Raw genomic sequence first — 20,596 nt, 5'->3', positions numbered from 1 at the left:
ATTTTAAATTAATTATGAAATTTAATTGCAAAAATATGACAATAACTGCAATTTACACCAAACCAAACCTTCAGAAAAAAACACTTGGCAAACTGTAAAATTTCGCGTAAATTTCACTACATCAGATTACAAGACATTCAGACGGCCTCATCCGGTTTTAAATGTTTTTGTAAGCAGTTTTCTGATATTGCAAGCAATTGCAGTATTTTTAGAGGATTTCGGCGCAATGCCCGAAATGAAAGTTTACCGGTGCAGAGTTGAGCTGCATCTGTAAAGCCGCAGGTGAAAGCCTGTATTGTTTGTGAAGCGTAAATCTCTGATTTGAGGTATTGGGGCAATCCTGTGGGGGATTGCCTCTTTTTTTATCTGCGCCGTCATGCCACAATGGCATCATTCCTTATCCAACCCGATCACGCCATGACCCCGATACTCGCCTTCGACATCGAAACCATTCCCGACGTAAACGGCATCCGCCTGCTTTACGATTTGCCTGCCGATTTGCCCGACAACGAAGTTGTCCTGTTTGCCCAACAGCAACGCCGCGCCAAAACCGGCAGCGACTTTATGCAACACCATCTGCACCAAGTCGTCGCCATCTCCTGCTGTATGCGCTGGGGTCAGGACAAAATCCGCGTCAGCACCATCGGCGATCCCGAAGACAGCGAAGAAGTCATGATTGCCAAGTTTTTCGAGGTCATCGAAAACTATACGCCGCAACTCGTCAGCTGGAACGGCGGCGGTTTCGACCTGCCCGTCCTCCACTACCGCGCCCTGATACACGGCATCAGCGCCGCCCGATATTGGGACATGGGTGACGGCGACTTTGGCGACAGCCGCGACTTTAAGTGGAACAACTACATCAGCCGCTACCACACCCGCCATTGCGACCTGATGGATTTGCTCGCCCTCTACCAACCGCGTGCCAGCGTGCCTTTGGACGATATGGCCAAACTCTGCGGCTTTCCCGGCAAACTGGGCATGGACGGCAGCAAAGTTTGGGACGCTTATCATGCAGGCCGTCTGAAAGACATCCGCGACTATTGCGAAACCGATGCCGCCAATACCTACCTGATGTATATGCGCTTTCGCATGATGAGCGGCGCGCTCGATGCCGACGAATACGAAGTCGAAATCAAACGCATCAAACACTATCTGGCCGCACAAGCCGAAGAAAAACAACACTGGGCGGAGTTCGTTGCCGCTTGGCGTTAAACCAGGCCGTCTGAACAGACAAACCAAAAAACCAAAAGGGCGTGATCGACACGCCCTTTTTTTATATTCCGACAAACCATGCCCGCTAAGCAGGCAAACGCCCCAGCGTTATCCTGTCCAATCCTGCCAAATCCTGTTCGGTTGCCACTTCGGCAAAACCGTTCTCCAGCATAATGTTCCGCACCGCTTCGCCTTGGTCATAGCCGTGTTCAAACAGCAGCCAGCCGTTGGCTTTCAGGTATTTGGGGGCTTCTTGGGTAATGTGGCGGATATGGCTGAGGCCGTCTGAAAAGTCGGTCAACGCGTTTTGCGGTTCAAACCTCAAATCGCCTTGCGACAAATGTTCATCGCCATCCTCGATATACGGCGGATTGGAAACAATCACATCGTATCGGCCTTCAGACGGCCTGTCGGTATCAAACCACGAACCCTGCGCAAATTCGACTTTTGCGCCCAATTCGGCCGCATTTTGACGGGCAGTATCCAAAGCACCGACGCTGATGTCGGATGCGCGAACATCGGCATCAACGCATTCAAGCGCAATGGTTACGGCAATGGCGCCGCTGCCCGTTCCCAAATCCCACACACGGCCTTGCGGCGGCAAGCGTTTGAGCACGGCTTCCACCAAATGCTCGGTTTCAGGGCGTGGAATCAGCACATGCGGATTGACGGCAAAGCGTCGTCCGTAAAACTCGCGTTCGCCCAACAGATAGGCCATCGGCTCGCCTTTCAGACGGCGTTGCGTCAAAATCTCCAAGGTTTGCAGGGCAGAGTCTGCCAAATCATCCGTACCGCGTGTCACCAGCTGCGCGCGCGTGTAACCCAGCGCATATTGCAACAACATCCGCGCTTCATTTTTAGGCAGTACCGATTGGCGCAACCATTCATCAAGCGTCATTTTTCGTCCCATCTGCCAGCGTTGTGGCTTTTCTTTCCTTATTCTTTCCGGCAAACGTGCCGATGGTGGCAACCGCAAATGCGGCATACCACAAATAAAATCCAGCACCGTAACGCACAATATCCGATGTATTCCCTGCCTCATCGACGTGTACGGCTTTCACACTGAAAGCCACCAGCGCCAAGCCCCAAAGTGCCGCATGGACAGGCACGACCTTCTTCCGCAACGCCAGCAACACAATGGCCGCCAACCAAACATAATTCGCATAGGCCGCACAATACCTGATATCCAAAGAAGCAAATATCGACCCCAAAATCAAAACGGTTATACCCTTCATGCTTTCATGATTGCCCAAATAAAATGCAACATTGGACAAAGACGCTATCCAAAGGGCAACCGACACCAGCAACATCACTATGGGAAAACTTGATTTCCGATTCTCTTCCTGCATGGTTTTATCCTAATGTAAAAGGCCGTCTGAAACCTTTCAGACGGCCTGCCGTTTAAATTTCGCTACCACCGACAGTCAGTCCGGCATCAATCCTCAGGGTCGGTTGTCCGACGCCGACAGGAACGCTCTGCCCTTCTTTGCCGCAGACGCCGATGCCGCTATCGAGCGCGGAGTCGTTGCCTATCATGGAAACGTGTTTCAGCACTTCGGGGCCGTTGCCGATGATGGTTGCACCTTTGACAGGGTATTGCAACTTGCCGCCTTCCACCCACCACGCTTCGGATGCGCTGAACACAAACTTGCCGCTGGTAATGTCCACTTGTCCGCCGCCGAAATTGACGGCGTAAATGCCCTTGTCGATGGACGCGATGATTTCTTCCGGCTCATAGCCGCCGTTTTCCATAAAAGTATTGGTCATGCGCGGCATAGGCGCAGAAGCGTAACTTTCGCGGCGGCCGTTGCCGGTCGATTGCGTACCCATCAGGCGGGCGTTGGTCTCGTCCTGCATATAGCCGACCAAAATCCCGTCTTCAATCAATACCGTGCGGCGTGTTTCGTTGCCTTCGTCATCGATATTGAGCGAACCGCGTCTGTCAGCAATATCGCCTTGATCCACAACGGTCACACCTTTGGCGGCCACGCGCTCGCCGATACGGCCGGAGAAAACGCTGGTTTCTTTACGGTTGAAATCGCCTTCCAAACCATGTCCGACCGCCTCGTGCAGCAACACGCCCGGCCAACCGTTGCCCAAAACGACGGTCATCTCGCCGGCAGGCGCAGGACGGGATTCGAGGTTGGTCAGCGCTTGTTTGACGGCGGAATCGACAAACCGATGCACCAAATTTTCATCGAAATACGCCAAATCATAACGCCCGCCGCCGCCTGCGCTGCCCTGCTCGCGACGCTCGCCCTGCTTGGCGATGACGGTGACGTTCATGCGCACCATCGGGCGGATATCGGCAGCGTGTTTGCCGTCCAGACGGGCGATGTACACCATGTCGTATTCGCAGGTCAAACCGGCCATCACTTGCACGATACGCGGATCGGCGGCTTTGGCCAGCGTTTCAACTTTGTTCAACAGCGCAACTTTGGCAGCGGAATCAAGGCTAGAAATAGGGTCAATCGCCATGTGGACAGGCTTGCCGTAGGCAGGTGTCGGTACTTTGACGCTGGCTTCGCCGCCGGCCGCACCAATCACGCGAACTGCTTTGGCAGAGCGGTTGATCGAATCGATACACAGGCTGTCGGCGTAGGCAAAAGCAGTTTTATCGCCCGAAACGGCACGCACGCCCACGCCCTGATCAATTTGGAAGCTGCCCGATTTGACGATGCCTTCTTCCAAATGCCAGCTTTCATAGGCAGTGCGCTGACAATAGATGTCGGCATAATCGACATGGTTGGCGCCGATAATGCTCAGGCTTTGGGCGAGCAAATCGGGGGAAAGGTGGTTGGCTTCGAGCAAATCTCGCTGTACTGCGGCGTAGGTTTGTTGCATAATTTTTCAGACGGCCCGACAAGCAGGCAAAGTTAATTTGGCCTTGATTATACGGTATTTTATATGGCTTTGGATATGTTGATTGCTTGGGTTTATGAGTGATTGAAACAAATCAAAAGGCCGTCTGAAACATAGGAATATAGGGTTGAAATGTTTGCCTTGCCCTATTTCAACGTCAGCCGCGTAAAGAAGATAACAAATCATCGTATGATTGATGCAGCGGCAGACTGATAAAAATTCAAATAATAGATCGGACTTGAAATGAAAAAGTTACTTTTTGTATTGTTAGGACTGGCAAGTCTTAATGTTTGCGTTGCCAATCCTACCTATGATGCAACTAGGGGCGCATTACAAAATGACCCTGGTTTATGTCAATACGGATACAATCCTAACTGCGCGTCATCTCGTCAGCACCAACGGAACCAGCCTAAGGAAATTATCAACATCGATGTTCCTTCAAAATACGGTGCATGGGCAGCTAACCCTAAAACTGGTATATCAGGTGGGGCACTCGAAATGGATTCACTTGATGCTGCTAAAAGACAAGCGATTCAAACCTGTGAAGAAGGTGGAAGAAATAAACCGTGTAAAATTTATGCTTGGGTTCGAAATGGCTGTCTTGCCGTTGCCCAAGATCAAAATGGTACACTTTTTTTCGGATCAACTACCCCTGGTCTTGCTGAAGATGAAGCCTTAAAAAAATGCCAAAAAAAAATAGAAAAGCACAATGTAAAATTATTGCTCCAGAAGGCTGCTCTATGCCTAAATTCTAATAGACAAAGTGCCGTCTGTTGTTCAGACGGCCTTTTCAATCATGGCAAAGCTAATACTAAATTTTAATTTCCATACAAAACAATCTATTATAGAAAAATTCCTTATTTTTTTTAGTTTTGCTATTGATAATAGTTATTATTAGCGTATAATCAAAACCACTCGGAAGACGTCCTAATCCGAGCCATTAAACGACAGATTTTATCCCCCTCTTCCCCATTATCTCTTGATACTCGGAGTGCGCATATACGAAACATACCTGTTCCCCTTTATATCAGATACTCAAAACCGAAAAACATGAAACCCACTGCCGATACAGTGGGTTTCATGTTTTTTGGCGTTCGGTTTATCAGGCCGTCTGAAACCGAATAGACCTGATTATCGGCAGGTCTTCATGTTCAATTTGCCATAACGGCCGACAATGTTTCTGATGTCTTGGGCATCGTGCTCGTCGACCGCCATAAAGACCACGGTCATGCGCGCTACGCTCAAACCGGTATCGGGTGCGCTTCTGTCTTCCTGCTCAACAATGCGTGCGCCGCCGAAACCTGCGCTGGACAAGCGTGAAATCAAGACTTGGGCGGAAGAGCGGCTGCGTGTTACGTCAATGCTGATTTCGCCGTTGTGAATGCTGCCGCTAAAGCCGCGGCTGCCCAAAGCGTCAAGCTGGGCGGAAGTGTCGCCGTCGGCAGGCAAGACCACGCGGAAGGTTTTGGAAGAAGTCTCGCCACTGGATGCGCCGTTACGTTTTTCGATACTGCGGCTGGCCGCATGAGGCCATTTGCCCAATAGGCCTTTGATGCGGTGGTAATCGTCTTCGTCCATCACCACGGTGGCGCTGCTGGTACACAAGCGTTCCACGCCGGCCGCATCCATCTCTTCTTCGGCGGCGCGGCGTTCTTGCGCTTCTTTCTCGCGGCGCATTTTTTCTTTTTTCTCTTTCAACTGCTGCGCTTCTTGTTTTTTACGCAAGGCTTCTGCTTCTTCGGATTCGGGTTCGGCCATGATCAGGCCGTCTGATTCATCCGCCACCCAATCGAGCTGCGATGCCTGCTGCGGCTCGGCTTTGGGCGCGTCCAAAGAAGACGGGCGCAATAATTCGTGCGTGCCGCCTTCCAAGGCAGATTCGGGTTTGGCGGTTTTATGTTGTGTCCGATAGGCAACCATGCTGCCAAAAACAATGATGTTGAGTGCGACCAAGACCGCAAACAGCCATTTCATGATGCGTTTTCCTTTTTATTGTCCGTTGCGATGGGCAATCCAATGCAAGAGCCCGTGAATCACGAGATTATCGACGATTTTCACTTGATTGTCATGAACGAATGACTCCGGCAGCGCCTGCACGACTCTGGCCGCGCCGCCGCCCGTAATAATAATATCGACCGGTTTACCCTCGCCCGTTTTGTCTTTCAGACGGCCATGCATCATCATCAACGCGCCGCAAACGGCATCCATCATGCCGCTGGCAATGGCGTTCGGCGTTGTGGTTGGGAACGGATATACCTTGCCGATGGGGCGGTTGAGGTTGGCGGTCTTGAGCGCCATCGCCTCTTTCATCAAGTGGAAACCGGGCATGATGGTGCCGCCGAGATAATGATTGTCTTCCGTCAGCGCGTCGGTGGTTACGGCGGTGCCGCAGCTGACGACGACGCAGGCATTTTGCGTAAAGCGACGGCTGCCCAGCGCATTAAACCAACGGTCGGAGCCATGTTCTTCAGGACGGCGGTAATGGTTGCGGATACCCAAAGCCTGCGGCATGGAAGACAGCCATTCGACCGGACGGGTTAATTGTTCTTCCACCATCGCTTTTTTTACCGAACCGCACACGGCGCAACCGACAATCTTCACATCATCATCGGCAAATTGCAGCCATTCTTCGCCCAGCTGGGTCAAATCACGATACGGCGCGCGGCCGACTTCGGAAAATGTGCCGTTCTCTACCCACGCCCATTTCAACTGACTGTTGCCGCCGTCCAGCAGCAAAAAGCGTTCCGGCTTAGTCGCGGCAGGTTGCGCCGGACGATTATCCGGACGCAAGCTGATCTCGCCGCTGACAATGGTTTTCTCGCCATTGTCGGTCAACAAACGCAACGCGCCTTGCGCATCCACGCCTTTGACTACGCCTTCATGAACAATGCGCCCTTCTTGAAGCAGCAAGACCGGCCTGCCTGTGTCGCGGTTGGCGGCATCGTATTCGCCGACACATGACGCGAATCCGTTTTGCGCGTATTCGTTCAACAGCGCATCGAGTTGCGCCAATACCGCATTCAATAAGGTTTTGACGCTTACGCCCTGCTTAGAGGCCGTCTGAAACAATGCCTGTATGGAAGTGGCGTTTTCAACTTCTTTCGGCAATACAAAATTGATACCGATGCCGATGACGGCGACAGTCCTATTCTCTACCCGCGCCGTTTCAATCAAAATACCGGCCAATTTATCGTTGGCCACGACCAAATCGTTCGGCCACTTGATATTTACGTCCAAACCGATATCGGCAAGCGCGCGTCGGCAAGCCAATGCCACCACCAACGCCAGCGAACCCAGCTCATACTGCGGCTTGTCAAACGCCCAGCCCAAGCTGAACATCAGACATTCACCCTGTCGGTTGACCCAGCTTCGCCCTTGCCGTCCGCGTCCTTTGGTTTGGAAATGCGCCACGCACAAGGCCTTATGCGCCAAATCTGCCGACTGGCGCGCCAATGCCATGATTTCATCATTGCTGGACGAACATTCGTGTTTCAACTGCGCACGAAAACCCTGTTTTCCGGCCATTTGTTGCAGAGATTCTTCGGCAAACACAGCCAAAGGGCGCACCAAACGCCATTGCCCGTCGTGCTGGCGCAGCAAACCGCGGATATGGCCCGGCATCTGCTGCCAGAATCCGTTTAATTGTTGCGGCTTCATACCGACCACGCGCGCCAACTGAGAAACGTGTTGCGGCAGGCCGTCTGAAAGTGCGGCGAGCAAGGCCCAATGGCGGCTGTTCAAATCCGTCATTCGCCTCCTCCGGCTTCGCGAATTTTCGCCAACGTTTTGGTGGTCGAAGTCTGGTGTAAAAACGGAATCGAAAATACTTTGCCGCCACGCGCAAACGTCTCAGCCGCACCGACAATCTTATCCACAGGCCAGTCGCCGCCTTTAATCAATACATCAGGTTTGACCATTTCAATCAACGCAGCCGGCGTATCGTCATCAAACCATGTGACCAAATCCACGCTCGCCAATGCCGCTGCCACTGCCGCGCGGTTTTCCAAAGGATTAATCGGACGGTCGTCCCCTTTGCCCTGACGGCGCACCGAAGCATCGGTATTCAATGCCAACACCAAAGCCGCACCGGCCGATCGCGCCTGCGCCAGATACGTTACATGGCCCCTATGGAGAATATCGAAACAGCCGTTGGTAAACACCAGCGGACGGGGCAATGCCGCCAAACGCTCCGCCAGCTTTTCGGGCGGACAGATTTTGGATTCAAATTCTGGAGCTGGCCATTCGGACATGATGCGGTTCCTTTGGGAATGAAACAGAAAATAATCGGGGTATTATAAAGGATAACGGCGAAACGCCATAAAAAGATACCGAACGGTACAATATTCGGGCTTGACTGCGTATTCATCGGCATCTAGCAGACACCGAAGATGCCGTTTTTGCCGCTGCCATGATGGAACGGTTTGATGAACACTGTTTTTGAAAACCAATAAACTTGAATAAAATTCAGGGCATAAACGGAAAAAAGCCTGCATACAATATGCAGGCTTTCATCTGGGGTGGCTGATGGGGCTCGAACCCACGACAACTGGAATCACAATCCAGGGCTCTACCAACTGAGCTACAGCCACCGTAAAAATTGGCACGCCCGACAGGAATCGAACCTGTAACCCCCGACTTAGAAGGTCGGTGCTCTATCCGGTTGAGCTACGGGCGCTCATGCCGATTCGTGCTTAGAATTTTGTGGTCGGGGCGGTGGGATTCGAACTCACGACCCTCTGCTCCCAAAGCAGATGCGCTAACCGGGCTGCGCTACGCCCCGACTGAAGACCCGAACTATACAGACCCTTTTCAGCCCGGTCAACACTTACTTTGCTTTATTTTTCTATTTTTTATTTATCTTATTATTTTTAATCATTATTTATTTTTATGTTTCGTCATCGGGGTTACTCTTTTGTGTCAGGCCGTCTGAAAAATGCGATAATTTGAACGCAATATTTGTCCCTATTTAGAAGGAAAATCATGACTGCTCAACTTATAGACGGAAAAAAAATCTCCCAGCAACGTATCGAGGCGGTCGCGCAGGCGGTAAAGGCGCGCCAGGAAAAAGGTTTGCACACGCCTTGTTTGGCGGTGGTATTGGTCGGCGACGACCCTGCCAGCGCGGTTTATGTACGCAATAAAAAACTGGCCTGCCAAAAAAGCGGCATTGAATCGCGCTCTTACGAGCTGCCGTCTGAAACCACGCAAGACGATTTGTTGAAACTGGTGGACGAATTGAACGGCGATTCTGCCGTCGACGGTATTTTGGTGCAACTGCCGCTGCCGGCCCACATCGACAGCCAGGCAGTTTTGGAACGTATCGTGCCGCATAAAGATGTGGACGGCTTCCACCCTTACAACGTCGGCCGCCTGGTCGTCAAAATGCCGCTGATGCGCCCGTGCACACCCAAAGGTGTGATGACTTTGTTGGAAGCCTACGGCATCGACCCGAAAGGCAAAAAAGCCGTGATTGTCGGTGCGTCCAATATTGTCGGCCGCCCGCAGGCGTTGGAATTGCTGCTGTCCCGCGCGACGGTAACCATCTGCCACAGCGCCACGCAAAACCTTGCCGATGAAGTTGCCGCCGCCGATATTTTGGTGGTCGGCGTGGGCATTCCGAATTTTGTTAAAGGCGAATGGGTCAAACCCGGCGCCGTCGTTATCGATGTAGGCATCAACCGCTTGGACGACGGCAGCCTGTGCGGCGACGTGGAGTTTGACGTTGCCAAAGAACGCGCCTCCATGATTACGCCCGTTCCCGGCGGTGTCGGCCCGATGACGATTGCCACTTTGTTGGAAAACACGCTACACGCGGCCTCATTGCACGATTAACCGCCGTCATTAAATTAGGCCGTCTGAACATGGTTTTTCAGACGGCCTGACCTGTTTTTTGTTTTTTTACCTTATCGGCTTCACATGTCCTTACTCGCTTCCCACACCGACAACCCGACTTTCCGCAACGCTTCCTATATCCTGATGGGTTTGGCCTTGCTGATTGTCTTGCACTACCATCTGCTGCCGCTGCTGCTGTCGGTTATTCTGACCTATATCTTTATTACGCGCACCAACGGCGTCATCCTCAAGCTCCGCCGCCGTGTTTTACCGCGCAACACGCGGCTGCATAAATCGCTCAACGCGCACAATATCAACCTGATTTCCACCACGCTGACGCTGGCCATCGTGTTCAGCATCATTGCGATGATGTCTTTGGGCATTTACCACCTGATACACGGCGGCCACGTCGGCTTTATGCTGGCCAAGCTGGCGGCGATTTTGGAAGACACCAAAAACAGCCAAGACCTGCCTGCGGCCATTCTCAATATGCTGCCCAACAATATGGCCGAAATCAAAGCCTCGGCAATCAAGCTGATTGAAGAATACCGCGCCGCGCTGACCCGTATCAGTAAAAACAGCATCACGTCCTTCGTGTACATCCTCATTGGCATCATCATCGGCGCCATGCTCAGCTTCCACCGCCTGAAAATGCGTAAAAACCGCCGCAAAATGCCGCTGTTTAAAGCCGAATTGGTGCAACGCATCGTTACTTTTGAAACCAGCTTTGAACGCGTGTTCCTCGCCCAAGTTAAAATCTCGCTGATCGACACCTTCCTGACCGGCCTGTACCTTTACTTGGTTTTACCGCTGTTCGGCGTTGAGCTGCCGTTTAAAATGACTGTCCTGATCATCGCCTTTATCGTCGGCCTGATTCCGGTGGCGGGCAACCTGATTTCCAACACCATCATCATTATTTTGAGCCTCGGCGCATCGCTTTACGTCGCCCTCGCCTCGTTGGTTTTCCTCGTTGTCATCCACAAGCTCGAATATTTCCTCAACGCCAAAATCATCGGCTCGGAAATCGAATCCAGCGCATGGGAATTGCTGGTGGCGATGGTCGTCTTTGAACGCATTTTCGGCATCGGCGGCATCATTGTCGCGCCGGTTTATTACGCCTATTTGAAAAACGAATTGAAACTGCGAAAATTGATTTAATCAGTTGCATTTATACACATCAAAGGCCGTCTGAAAACGACAATCGGGTTTTCAGACGGCCTTCGCTTTACCTTTTCTTACACTTTACGGCATAATGACAACCACGCATTTCTAGAAGAAAGACAAACAATGTCAACCAAAACCCCATCCCTATTCGGCGGCGCGATGATTATCGCCGGTACGGTTATCGGCGCAGGCATGCTTGCCAATCCGACCGCCACGTCCGGCGTCTGGTTCGCCGGCTCGCTGGTCGTGTTGCTGTACACCTGGTTTTCCATGCTCTCCAGCGGCCTGATGATTTTGGAAGTCAACACCCATTATCCGCACGGCGCCAGCTTCGACACCATGGTCAAAGACCTGCTCGGCCCGGCTTGGAACATCATCAACGGCGTTGCCGTCGCTTTCGTTTTATACCTGCTCACCTACGCCTACATCTTCGTCGGCGGTGATTTAACCGCCAAAGGCATCGGCAGCGCGGTAGGCGGCGAAATTTCGCTCTCCGTCGGCCAACTCGTCTTCTTCGGCATCCTCGCCTTTTGCGTTTGGGCATCCGCTCGCTTGGTTGACCGTTTCACCAGCATCCTTATCGGTGGCATGGTATTGACCTTTATTTGGGCAACCGGCGGCCTGATTGCCGACGCCAAAATGCCTGTTTTGTTTGACACCCAAGCCCCGGCCGGCACCCACTACTGGATGTATGCCGCCACCGCCCTGCCCGTCTGCCTTGCGTCATTCGGCTTCCACGGCAACGTCTCCAGCCTGCTCAAATACTTCAAAGGCGACGCACCCAAAGTGGCCAAATCCCTGTGGGCAGGTACGCTGATTGCCTTGGTAATTTACGTCCTCTGGCAAATCGCCATCCAAGGCAACCTGCCGCGCAGCGAGTTCGCACCGGTTATCGCTGCAGAAGGCCAAGTTTCCGTCCTGATCGAAACGCTGTCCAAGTTCGCCCAAACTGGCAATATGGACAAAGTGTTGACCCTGTTCTCCTACATGGCGATCGCAACCTCCTTCCTCGGCGTAACGCTCGGCCTGTTCGACTACATCGCCGACATCTTCAAATGGAACGACAGCATCTCCGGCCGCACCAAAACCGCCGCGCTGACCTTCCTGCCACCCCTGATTTCCTGCCTGCTCTTCCCCACCGGCTTCGTTACCGCCATCGGCTACGTCGGCCTGGCCGCAACCATCTGGACAGGCATCATCCCGGCCATGCTGCTCTACCGCTCGCGCAAAAAATTCGGCGTCGGCAAAAACTACCAAGTTTACGGCGGATTCCGGCTGATGGTTTGGGTCTTCCTCTTCGGCGTCATCAACATTGCCGCCCAAATATTGAGCCAAATGGAGCTTGTTCCCGTATTTAAAGGTTAAATTCCCTTAAGGCCGTCTGAAACACCCTCTTTCAGACGGCCTAATTCATTATTTTCCGCTACAATACCCCCTTTCCCCCAACGAACCCTGTCCATGTACGACAATATCCGTTTCCACCTCGACGAAGACTATCCCGACCAGCTCCCGCCCGAAAACGCCGCCACCCACATCGGCATGTACTGGCAGTGGGCGGCAAAATCAGGCCTCGTCAACCCCGTCTGGCAAACCGCCCCCGAAACCGCGGCCGACTTCGCCGCCATGACCGCAGGCACAATCAGCGGACGGCACTTCCTGCTCAAACACATGGACGGCGCATTGACGGCGGACGACTTTACCGAACTCGGCCAACGGTTTACCGAGTTCTACTACACCGACGAAGAAGACGGCTACGGCGCATTTATGGAAGACTACGTCCTCGCCCTCGACACACCCTCGCTCGGCGGCTTCTACCACGTCAAAAACACCCCGGAAACCTTCGCCAAACTGACACCCGTTTTTCAGACGGCCTTTGAAAAATGGCAAAGCAGTTTGAAAGCAAAAAAATAAGGGCCCGAACCATGAAACTCATCATCCTCGACCGCGACGGCGTCATCAATCAAGACCGCGACGATTTCGTCAAATCCGTTGACGAATGGATTCCCATCGAAGGCAGCATGGATGCCATCGCCTTTTTAACGCAGGCAGGCTACACCATCGCCGTGGCCACCAACCAATCCGGTATCGGCCGCAAATACTTTACCGTGCAAGACCTGACCGAAATGCACGCGAAAATGCACCGCCTTGCCGTTCAAGCAGGCGGCACCATCGACGGCATATGGTTTTGCCCGCATACCGCCGTCGACAACTGCGAATGCCGCAAACCCAAACCCGGCATGATTCTCGACATCATCGAACGCTTCAAGGCCGATGCCGCCGAAACCTGGCTGGTCGGCGACAGCCTGCGCGACCTGCAGGCCATTGATGCCGCAGGCGGAAAATCTGCGCTCGTCCTAACCGGCAAAGGCAAAAAAACGCTGGCCCAACACGAACAAGACTTGCCCGAACACACCCAAATCTTCGACAACCTGCTCGCTTTCTCGCAATACATCATGCGCGAAAACACACAAATCGAAGAAACCGCGCAAGCCATCTTATAAACAAACAACAAGGCCGTCTGAAACCTGATCACACCGGCGTTCAGACGGCCTTCCAATGACAGACTATTTCCCGATATGCTGATTATCCGCAACCTGATTTACTGGTTCATCCTTTCCTCCAGCATTATTTTGCTGTTCCCCTTTATGCTGCTTGCCCTGCCCTTCCAAGGCGGCGCGCACAAAATGGCACAAGTTTGGGTACGCATCCTCAACTGGTCGCTCAAACACATCATCGGTTTGAACTACACCTTAAGCGGCGCAGAAAACATTCCTGACCGACCGGCCATCATTTGCGCCAAACACCAAAGCGGCTGGGAAACCCTCGCCCTACAAGAAATTTTTCCGCCGCAAGTCTATGTTGCCAAACGCGAACTTTTCAAAATCCCTTTCTTCGGCTGGGGCTTGAAACTGGTTAAAACCATCGGCATCGACCGCAGCAACAGCCGTGAAGCCAACAGGCAGTTGATAGAACAAGGCCTTGCGCGCAAAAACGAAGGCTATTGGATTACCATTTTCCCCGAAGGCACACGCCTGCCGCCCGGCGAAAAAGGCCGCTACAAGCTCGGCGGCGCGCGTATGGCCAAAATGTTTGAGATGGACATCGTCCCCATCGCGCTCAACAGCGGCGAGTTTTGGCCGCGAAATTCCTTCCTCAAATACCCCGGCACGGTCAGCGTCATCATCGGCAAACCCATTGCCTACGGCAGCGGCAACGAAGCCGAACTCATGGCTAAATGCGAGCAATGGATCGAAAGCCAGCAGCCCCTGATTACCGGACAAGGTCCGTTCGCGCCCCAAACCAAATAAATTATTCCATCGGGTGGGCCGCCATGCCCGCCCCTTTCCCTCAAACACCATGCCCCGCCTCCATACCCACACCCTTTCAGACGGCCTGACCATTCATATCCAGCTCAAACGCAGTGCCAAGAAAAACCTCATCTTGCGCCCCGTTTCCGCCGATACCGTCAGCATCAATATCCCACCGTTTGTGACCCAGCGCAACTTTACCCAATGGCTGAACGACAACGAGGCCATCCTGCGCCGCACCCTAAACAAAACACCGACCCAGCAAACACCCACCGATATGCTTCCCGAATGGATTTGGTATCAAGGCGTTCAGACGGCCTTGTCCGTCCACACGGCAAACCACATCCAAATCAGGCCGTCTGAAATCCTGTTGCCCGAAAAAGAAACCGCCGCCCAACTCACCCATTTGCGCCGCTTCCTGCACGAGCGTGCGCACGAATATCTACTGCCGCGCCTCGAAAGCCATATCCGAAACACCCGCCTGACCCCGAGTGCCATTTCCCTTTCCAACGCCAAAACCTTCTGGGGCGTTTGCCGCCACACCACCGGCATCCGCCTCAACTGGCGGCTTATCGGCGCGCCCGAATATGTCGCCGACTACGTCTGCCTGCACGAACTCGCGCACCTGCGCCACCCCGACCACAGCCCTGCGTTTTGGGCTCTGACCCGCTCGTTTACACCGCATGTCGATCAAGCCAAACAATGGCTGAAGGCACACGGCGGCGAATTGTTCCTTCTCGGCTAAGCCTTTACTTTCAGTATTTTTCTGCAAGCAAACACCAGCCCAAGGCAAAGAATCAACGCCCTCCAAACAAATCATGTAGCCGCGTGTAAAATCGAGTTTATCCGCTTGCCGCCCTACAGGCATGCCGATAAGATGATGTCGTTCTCCAAACCCTTTTCAGAAAGGAAAACCGATGACCAAAGCAAAATCGTTACTGGCCACCGGCATTTTGGCTCTTTTCTCCGCCACGGCATTCGCCTCCCCGCTGCCTTCCGAAATCTACCGTCCGGCAGGCGCACACACCATCAAAGCCGACCATCAAGGCGACGGCGAGTTTGAATACGAAGCCGAACTTTCCGGCCGACACAATTCCATTCCTTCCCTGGCCAAAAAAGTGATCGCCCACGCGCGCAGCAAAGGTTTCCATGTGGTCGAGTCCGAAATCAAACGCGACGATGCCGATCTAAAATTCAAACGCGGCAAACAAGAGCTGGACGTTTCCATCGAAGACAAAGGTCAAGGCCGCATCGAATACAAAGCCGATTTGGACCTGGACGAAAACTAAATCCAAACCGTAAACAAAGGCCGTCTGAAATCCCATCAGGTTTCAGACGGCCTTTTGTCGCATTGATCAGATAAAATGACCGTCGGTTTACAAAATTTCCGACTCAAAACATTGTACAATCTGCCCACTTATACCGATAACATCCCCAACATTGCCATGAAAAAACGTCTGCTCCTCCTCGCCATCCTTCCCCTTTCCCTTCACGCCGCCGATGTGTCGCCTGACGTAAAACCCGAGCTTCAAGTCAACACAGCCGAACCCCAACAGCCTGAAACGCACAACATCCCTGCCGAGCAGACAAACAGGCCGTCTGAAAAAATCATCAACGTCGATGCCGACACCCTGCTTGCCAACACCGAATTACTGGCACGCGCCATGTATTCCGCCGTCGTCGCCCACAACATCCCCGGCATCAAAGCCGTTTTGCCCATTTACGAACAATGGCCCAAACACGACCGCGCCATGGCACGCTATGCCAAAGGTTTGCTTGCCCAATCCGAAGGGCGCGCCGCCGAAGCCGTCGGCCATTACCGCCGCTTTATCGCCGAGCAGCCCGACGCTTCCGCCGTCCGCTGGCAGCTTGCAACCGCCTTATTTGAAGACAAACAAAACGAAGCCGCGGCCGACCAGTTCGACAAACTGCAAACCGAATCCCTCCCACCTGCCTTGCAAGAACGCATCGAAACCTACCGCAAAGCCCTGCGCGAACGCGACTCATGGCAATTCGACGCCGGCTTGAACATCACGCGCGAACAAAACATCAACCAAGCCCCTAGACAACGCCGTCTGGGCAACCACCTGAGCGACGAACAATGCCGCACCGTGCGCCTTGCCTATCCCGACGATGACTGCTTCCGAGGCTGGACATTCCCAGAACCCATCGATGCCACCGCCGTCCATTACCAAATCGGTGCAGAAAAAAAATGGTCGCTGCCCCGCGGCTTCTATGCCACGGCAGGCGCAGACCATTACGGCAAAATCTACCCCAAACACACCAACTACAACGACCTCACCACACGCTTCTCGGCAGGCATTGGCTATGCCGACCAGCGCAGCGATATCGGCATTACCCCGTTCCACGAACGCCGCTTCTACGGCAACGACCCCTACACCTACACCAACGGCGCACGCCTCCACTACAACCATTGGTGGCAACCCAAGCTGCAAACCCTCAGCGCATTTGAAGCAGGCCGTCTGAAAAACAGCCGCCGCGAACATTCCAACAATACCAGTCAACTGCTCAGTAACTCCATCGTGTACTACCGCAACGCGCGCCAATACTGGGTAGCCGGTATCGACCTCTACCGCGAACGCAACCGCGACGACAAAAGCGACAGCTTCAACCGCTACGCCCTGCGCACCACATGGGGACAAGAATGGCCCAAAGGCCTCTCCACCGTCCTACGCCTCAGCGCCGCCCAACGCCATTACCAAGCCCCCGGCTTCTTCAGCAACGAACAAAACCGCCGCGACAAAGAAGCCTCCGCCTCCCTGATCATATGGCACCGCGCCCTCCATTTCAAAGGCATCACCCCGCGCCTGACCATTGCCCACAACAAAACATGGAGCAACGACAAGTTCTACGAATACGGCAAAACCAAAATGTTTGTCGAACTGAGCAAAACATTCTGACAAGTAGAAACCAATCTGTGGATAAAACAAAAATGCCTGTCCTGCATACTGATTTACAAGACAGATTCAAACTTTTACAGATACCGGATAAATAGATCTTTTAAGGCATAATTTCTTATTAAATTCATATTTATCAAATAGATGAAATTTAAGCTCATATTACTTTACAATGTAACGTATAACACTACATAACGTTACAAAAAATCGGGCCGTCTAAAACCCGACTTGGCATTTCAGACGGCCTTGGTATTCGCTATCATATCCGCTCACCTCTTCAGAAAGTATGATGATGACCGCCCTAAACAAAATCCTCTTATCCGTTTCTATCGCGCTGGGATTAAGCGCCTGCGCTTCCGTCAAAACTGCAGACACCTACGACCTAGACTTTTCCAAACAAAAATACACCGAACAAAGCATCGAAGTGAACGGTCAAGCTGTCAAATTCCGCGCTTACGAAGGCGTGGTTTACGTCCGCAATCCTGTCGATACCCGTTACGAAATCATCAATATTTATGTACCCGAAGCCTATTACAACGGCGGCGAGATAGACGGTTTCAACGCCGAAACCGCACCGATTTTCCTGCCCAACCAAATCGGCGGCTATATGCCGGCCGAACCCGGCAAACCCGCTTTAGAAGGCAAACGCGGCGAGCCTGAAGACGGCCAAAAATCGCCCAACGCCGCCCTGGTTGCCCTCTCCAAAGGCTACGTCGTCGCATCCCCTGGCGCACGCGGCCGAACGGAATCCACCGGCAAAGCACCTGCAGCCATCGTTGATTTGAAAGCCGCCGTCCGTTACCTGAAAGCCAACGACAAAGTCATGCCCGGCAACGCCGAAAAAATCATTTCCAACGGCACAAGCGCAGGCGGAGCGATGTCCGCCCTCTTAGGCGCGACTGCCGACCAAAAAGATTACGAAAACCACCTCAAAGCCTTAGGCGCGGCAGACGGCAGCGACAAAGTTTTCGCCGTATCCGCCTACTGCCCGATTACCGATTTGGATCATGCCGATATGGCTTACGAATGGCAGTTCAACGGTATCAACGACTACAAAAAAATGAACATTTCCATGCTCGACTACCGCGTCAAACGCGAGCTGGTCGCAGGTACGCTAACCGATGACGAGAAAAAACTGTCCGACCTCCTCAAACCCCTATACCCCGCATACCTCAACAGCCTGAACCTGAAATCCCCAGAAGGCAAACCCCTGACACTGGACGCCCAAGGCAACGGCAGCTTTAAAAACCATATTGCCGGTTTACTTGCCAAATCCGCACAAGCCCAGCTTGATGCAGGCAAAGACCTGAGCGACCGTACTTGGCTGATCGTCCGCAAAGTCAAAGTCGTCTCCGTCGATTTCGATGCCTACGCCAAAGCCGCCGGCCGCCAAAAAACACCTCCGGCCTTTGACGGCGTAGATTTGAGCGCAGGCGAAAACCAACTCTTCGGCACCAATACCGTCGACAAACGCCACTTTACCGCGTTCTCCATGCAACACAACACCGCCGCCAACGCCGAAATCGCGGATGAAGAAACCATCAAAATCATGAACCCGCTCAACTACATCGGCAAACCGGGCGTAAACCTGCCGCAAAACTGGCGCATCCGCGTCGGCACCAACGACCGCGACACCTCACTGGCAATCTCCGCCGTCTTAGCCGCCAAACTGCAAAACAACGGTCAAACCGTCGACTACGCTCTGCCTTGGGATGTCGGCCACGGCGGCGATTATGACTTAGACGAACTGTTTGCCTGGATGAAACAAGTCAGCAGCGCTGCAAAATAAGCGTTCGCAATATAGATTGGGATAAGATTTGGTATCCCGTTTTAATTTAAAGAAAGGCCGTCTGAACCTTTTCAGACGGCCCATATTTTCGATAAACCCTCAATTTTTCCATTGTATAAACGAAATTTTATAACAGCATTAAATATCAATTTAAACAAATAAACTAATTTTAAATTCCATAAAATAATTAAAATAAAGAAATTTTAGAATAAAATTGCTAAAACAAAAAATCAAGCCTTGTTTAATTCTGCTAAAACCTGTAACCTGTATCAAAAATAAACAAGAGAGTCCATCATGTCCCAACACCACCCTACTGACGATATTAAAATTAAAGAAGTCAAAGAGTTATTACCTCCAATCGCGCATTTGTATGAGCTGCCTGTTACGTCTCAGGTTGCCAATTTGGTTTATAAAACACGTCATGAGATTTCGGATTTGGTTCACGGCCGCGACAACCGTTTGCTGGTCATCATCGGCCCATGCTCGATTCACGATACTAAGGCGGCGGTAGAATATGCGCAAAAATTGCTGCCCTTGCGCAAAAAATATGAGAAAGAGCTGCTGATTGTGATGCGCGTGTATTTTGAGAAACCGCGTACAACCGTTGGCTGGAAAGGCCTGATTAACGATCCGCACTTGGACGGTACGTTTGACATCAACTACGGCCTGCGCCAAGCGCGTCAGTTGTTGCTGACTTTAAACGAAATGGGCATGCCTGCTTCGACTGAATTCTTGGACATGATTACGCCGCAATACTACGCCGACCTGATTTCTTGGGGCGCGATTGGTGCGCGTACGACTGAAAGCCAGGTACACCGCGAATTGGCCAGCGGCCTCTCCTGCCCTGTCGGTTTTAAAAACGGTACGGACGGCAATCTGAAAATCGCCATCGACGCCATCGGCGCCGCCAATCATCCGCACCACTTCCTGTCTGTAACCAAAGCCGGTCATTCTGCGATTGTCCACACCAGCGGCAATCCTGACTGCCATGCGATTTTGCGTGGCGGTAAAGAGCCTAATTACAGCGCGGAACACGTTAAAGACGCGGTGGCGCAGCTTCAAAAAGCCGGCGTGAGCAGCAACCTGATGGTGGACTGCAGCCATGCCAACAGCCGTAAAGACTTCCGCAAACAAATGGACGTGGCGCGCGATGTTGCGGCGCAGCTGAAAACCGGTGAAAAACACATTATGGGCGTAATGGTGGAAAGCCACTTGGTTGAAGGTCGCCAAGACAAGCCTGAAGTTTACGGTCAAAGTATTACGGATGCCTGCATCGGTTGGGATACGACTGAAGAATTGCTGGCCCTGCTTGCCGAAGCGAAAGGTTACAAAGCGTAAGTGCGACATCATTAAAAAGACCGGATATATGCCGGTCTTTTTTGCGTCTGTCATTTTGATTTCTTTGCTCAAAATCCCGAGCAATTTTTAATCAGGTTTAACATCAAAACAATATGTTAGAAAATATTCAGGCCGTCTGAAAACCCGATCATTCAGGTTTTCAGACGGCCTCT

18 protein-coding genes, 3 tRNA genes and 1 pseudogene are annotated in these 20,596 nt (G+C 52.4%); 13 read left to right on the top strand and 9 right to left on the bottom strand.

Annotated features, from left to right (window positions below):
• Positions 1-417 precede the first annotated feature (417 nt).
• Positions 418-1,212 (top strand): 3'-5' exonuclease, encoded by a 795-nt coding sequence (locus tag BBP27_RS10030; protein WP_003749126.1) that lies wholly within the window; start codon positions 418-420, stop codon positions 1,210-1,212.
• 85 nt (positions 1,213-1,297) lie between these two features.
• Here BBP27_RS10030 and prmC read toward each other — a convergent pair whose 3' ends face one another.
• Genes prmC through tldD form a run of 3 tightly spaced genes read right to left on the bottom strand, consistent with a single transcriptional unit; the run spans position 1,298 to position 4,056 of the window.
• On the bottom strand, positions 1,298-2,110 hold the full coding sequence (gene prmC / locus BBP27_RS10025) for a peptide chain release factor N(5)-glutamine methyltransferase (protein WP_188212339.1): 813 nt from the start codon (positions 2,108-2,110) through the stop codon (positions 1,298-1,300).
• Positions 2,100-2,561, bottom strand: a complete 462-nt coding sequence (locus BBP27_RS10020) for a hypothetical protein (protein WP_188212321.1) — start codon at positions 2,559-2,561, stop codon at positions 2,100-2,102. Before BBP27_RS10020 ends, prmC begins: the two co-directional genes overlap by 11 nt.
• A 52-nt stretch (positions 2,562-2,613) precedes the next feature.
• Complete coding sequence (tldD, locus tag BBP27_RS10015) at positions 2,614-4,056, bottom strand: metalloprotease TldD (RefSeq protein ID WP_188212322.1); 1,443 nt, start codon at positions 4,054-4,056, stop codon at positions 2,614-2,616.
• A 261-nt stretch (positions 4,057-4,317) separates the two neighbouring features.
• Between tldD and BBP27_RS10010 the strand changes: the two are divergent.
• Positions 4,318-4,829, top strand: a pseudogene (locus tag BBP27_RS10010) (DUF4189 domain-containing protein).
• Between the two features lie 376 nt (positions 4,830-5,205).
• Here BBP27_RS10010 and BBP27_RS10005 read toward each other — a convergent pair.
• The 6 genes from BBP27_RS10005 to BBP27_RS09980 form a co-directional block, all read right to left on the bottom strand.
• Entirely contained in the window at positions 5,206-6,048 is an 843-nt protein-coding gene (locus tag BBP27_RS10005) for a cell division protein (protein ID WP_188212323.1), read from the bottom strand.
• Positions 6,049-6,063: 15 nt separating this feature from the next.
• On the bottom strand, positions 6,064-7,824 hold the full coding sequence (locus tag BBP27_RS10000) for a bifunctional biotin--[acetyl-CoA-carboxylase] ligase/type III pantothenate kinase (protein ID WP_188212324.1): 1,761 nt from the start codon (positions 7,822-7,824) through the stop codon (positions 6,064-6,066).
• The gene (locus BBP27_RS09995) at positions 7,821-8,324 is read right to left on the bottom strand and encodes an adenylyltransferase/cytidyltransferase family protein (RefSeq protein ID WP_004520955.1); all 504 of its coding nucleotides are present in this window, start codon (positions 8,322-8,324) and stop codon (positions 7,821-7,823) included. The genes BBP27_RS10000 and BBP27_RS09995 overlap by 4 nt, the downstream gene beginning before the upstream one ends.
• 263 nt (positions 8,325-8,587) lie before the next feature.
• Positions 8,588-8,663: transfer RNA gene (locus tag BBP27_RS09990), tRNA-His, on the bottom strand.
• Between the two features lie 9 nt (positions 8,664-8,672).
• A tRNA-Arg gene (locus BBP27_RS09985) sits at positions 8,673-8,749 on the bottom strand.
• A 27-nt stretch (positions 8,750-8,776) separates the two neighbouring features.
• Positions 8,777-8,854, bottom strand: a tRNA-Pro gene (locus BBP27_RS09980).
• Between the two features lie 200 nt (positions 8,855-9,054).
• Here BBP27_RS09980 and folD point away from each other — a divergent pair.
• From folD to aroG, 11 genes are all read left to right on the top strand, one after another.
• Positions 9,055-9,906, top strand: a complete 852-nt coding sequence (folD, locus tag BBP27_RS09975) for a bifunctional methylenetetrahydrofolate dehydrogenase/methenyltetrahydrofolate cyclohydrolase FolD (protein ID WP_188212325.1) — start codon at positions 9,055-9,057, stop codon at positions 9,904-9,906.
• An 84-nt stretch (positions 9,907-9,990) separates the two neighbouring features.
• A complete protein-coding gene (locus BBP27_RS09970) occupies positions 9,991-11,064 on the top strand; it encodes an AI-2E family transporter (RefSeq protein WP_188212326.1) in 1,074 nt (357 codons plus the stop codon).
• Between the two features lie 129 nt (positions 11,065-11,193).
• Positions 11,194-12,435, top strand: coding sequence for an aromatic amino acid transporter (locus BBP27_RS09965; RefSeq protein ID WP_036492597.1), 1,242 nt, complete (start codon positions 11,194-11,196; stop codon positions 12,433-12,435).
• A gap of 93 nt (positions 12,436-12,528) precedes the next feature.
• Positions 12,529-12,981 (top strand): DUF7832 domain-containing protein, encoded by a 453-nt coding sequence (locus BBP27_RS09960; protein ID WP_003749149.1) that lies wholly within the window; start codon positions 12,529-12,531, stop codon positions 12,979-12,981.
• An 11-nt stretch (positions 12,982-12,992) separates the two neighbouring features.
• Positions 12,993-13,571, top strand: coding sequence for a D-glycero-beta-D-manno-heptose 1,7-bisphosphate 7-phosphatase (gene gmhB, locus BBP27_RS09955; RefSeq protein WP_003749152.1), 579 nt, complete (start codon positions 12,993-12,995; stop codon positions 13,569-13,571).
• Positions 13,572-13,646: 75 nt separating this feature from the next.
• Entirely contained in the window at positions 13,647-14,378 is a 732-nt protein-coding gene (locus BBP27_RS09950; RefSeq protein ID WP_188212327.1) for a lysophospholipid acyltransferase family protein, read from the top strand.
• Between the two features lie 49 nt (positions 14,379-14,427).
• On the top strand, positions 14,428-15,123 hold the full coding sequence (locus tag BBP27_RS09945; RefSeq protein WP_188212328.1) for a M48 family metallopeptidase: 696 nt from the start codon (positions 14,428-14,430) through the stop codon (positions 15,121-15,123).
• Between the two features lie 172 nt (positions 15,124-15,295).
• Complete coding sequence (locus tag BBP27_RS09940) at positions 15,296-15,667, top strand: hypothetical protein (RefSeq protein WP_070822032.1); 372 nt, start codon at positions 15,296-15,298, stop codon at positions 15,665-15,667.
• Positions 15,668-15,823: 156 nt separating this feature from the next.
• Positions 15,824-17,299: a surface lipoprotein assembly modifier gene (locus tag BBP27_RS09935; RefSeq protein WP_502887257.1), complete on the top strand. Its 1,476-nt coding sequence runs from the start codon at positions 15,824-15,826 to the stop codon at positions 17,297-17,299.
• A 289-nt stretch (positions 17,300-17,588) separates the two neighbouring features.
• Positions 17,589-19,085, top strand: a complete 1,497-nt coding sequence (locus BBP27_RS09930) for a subtype B tannase (protein ID WP_188212341.1) — start codon at positions 17,589-17,591, stop codon at positions 19,083-19,085.
• Between the two features lie 294 nt (positions 19,086-19,379).
• Entirely contained in the window at positions 19,380-20,423 is a 1,044-nt protein-coding gene (gene aroG, locus BBP27_RS09925; protein WP_188212330.1) for a 3-deoxy-7-phosphoheptulonate synthase AroG, read from the top strand.
• Positions 20,424-20,596: the final 173 nt, after the last annotated feature.

Source organism: Neisseria sp. RH3002v2g (genome assembly GCF_014596425.2).
GTDB lineage: Bacteria > Pseudomonadota > Gammaproteobacteria > Burkholderiales > Neisseriaceae > Neisseria.
This window is presented reverse-complemented; position numbering and strand designations above follow the sequence as displayed.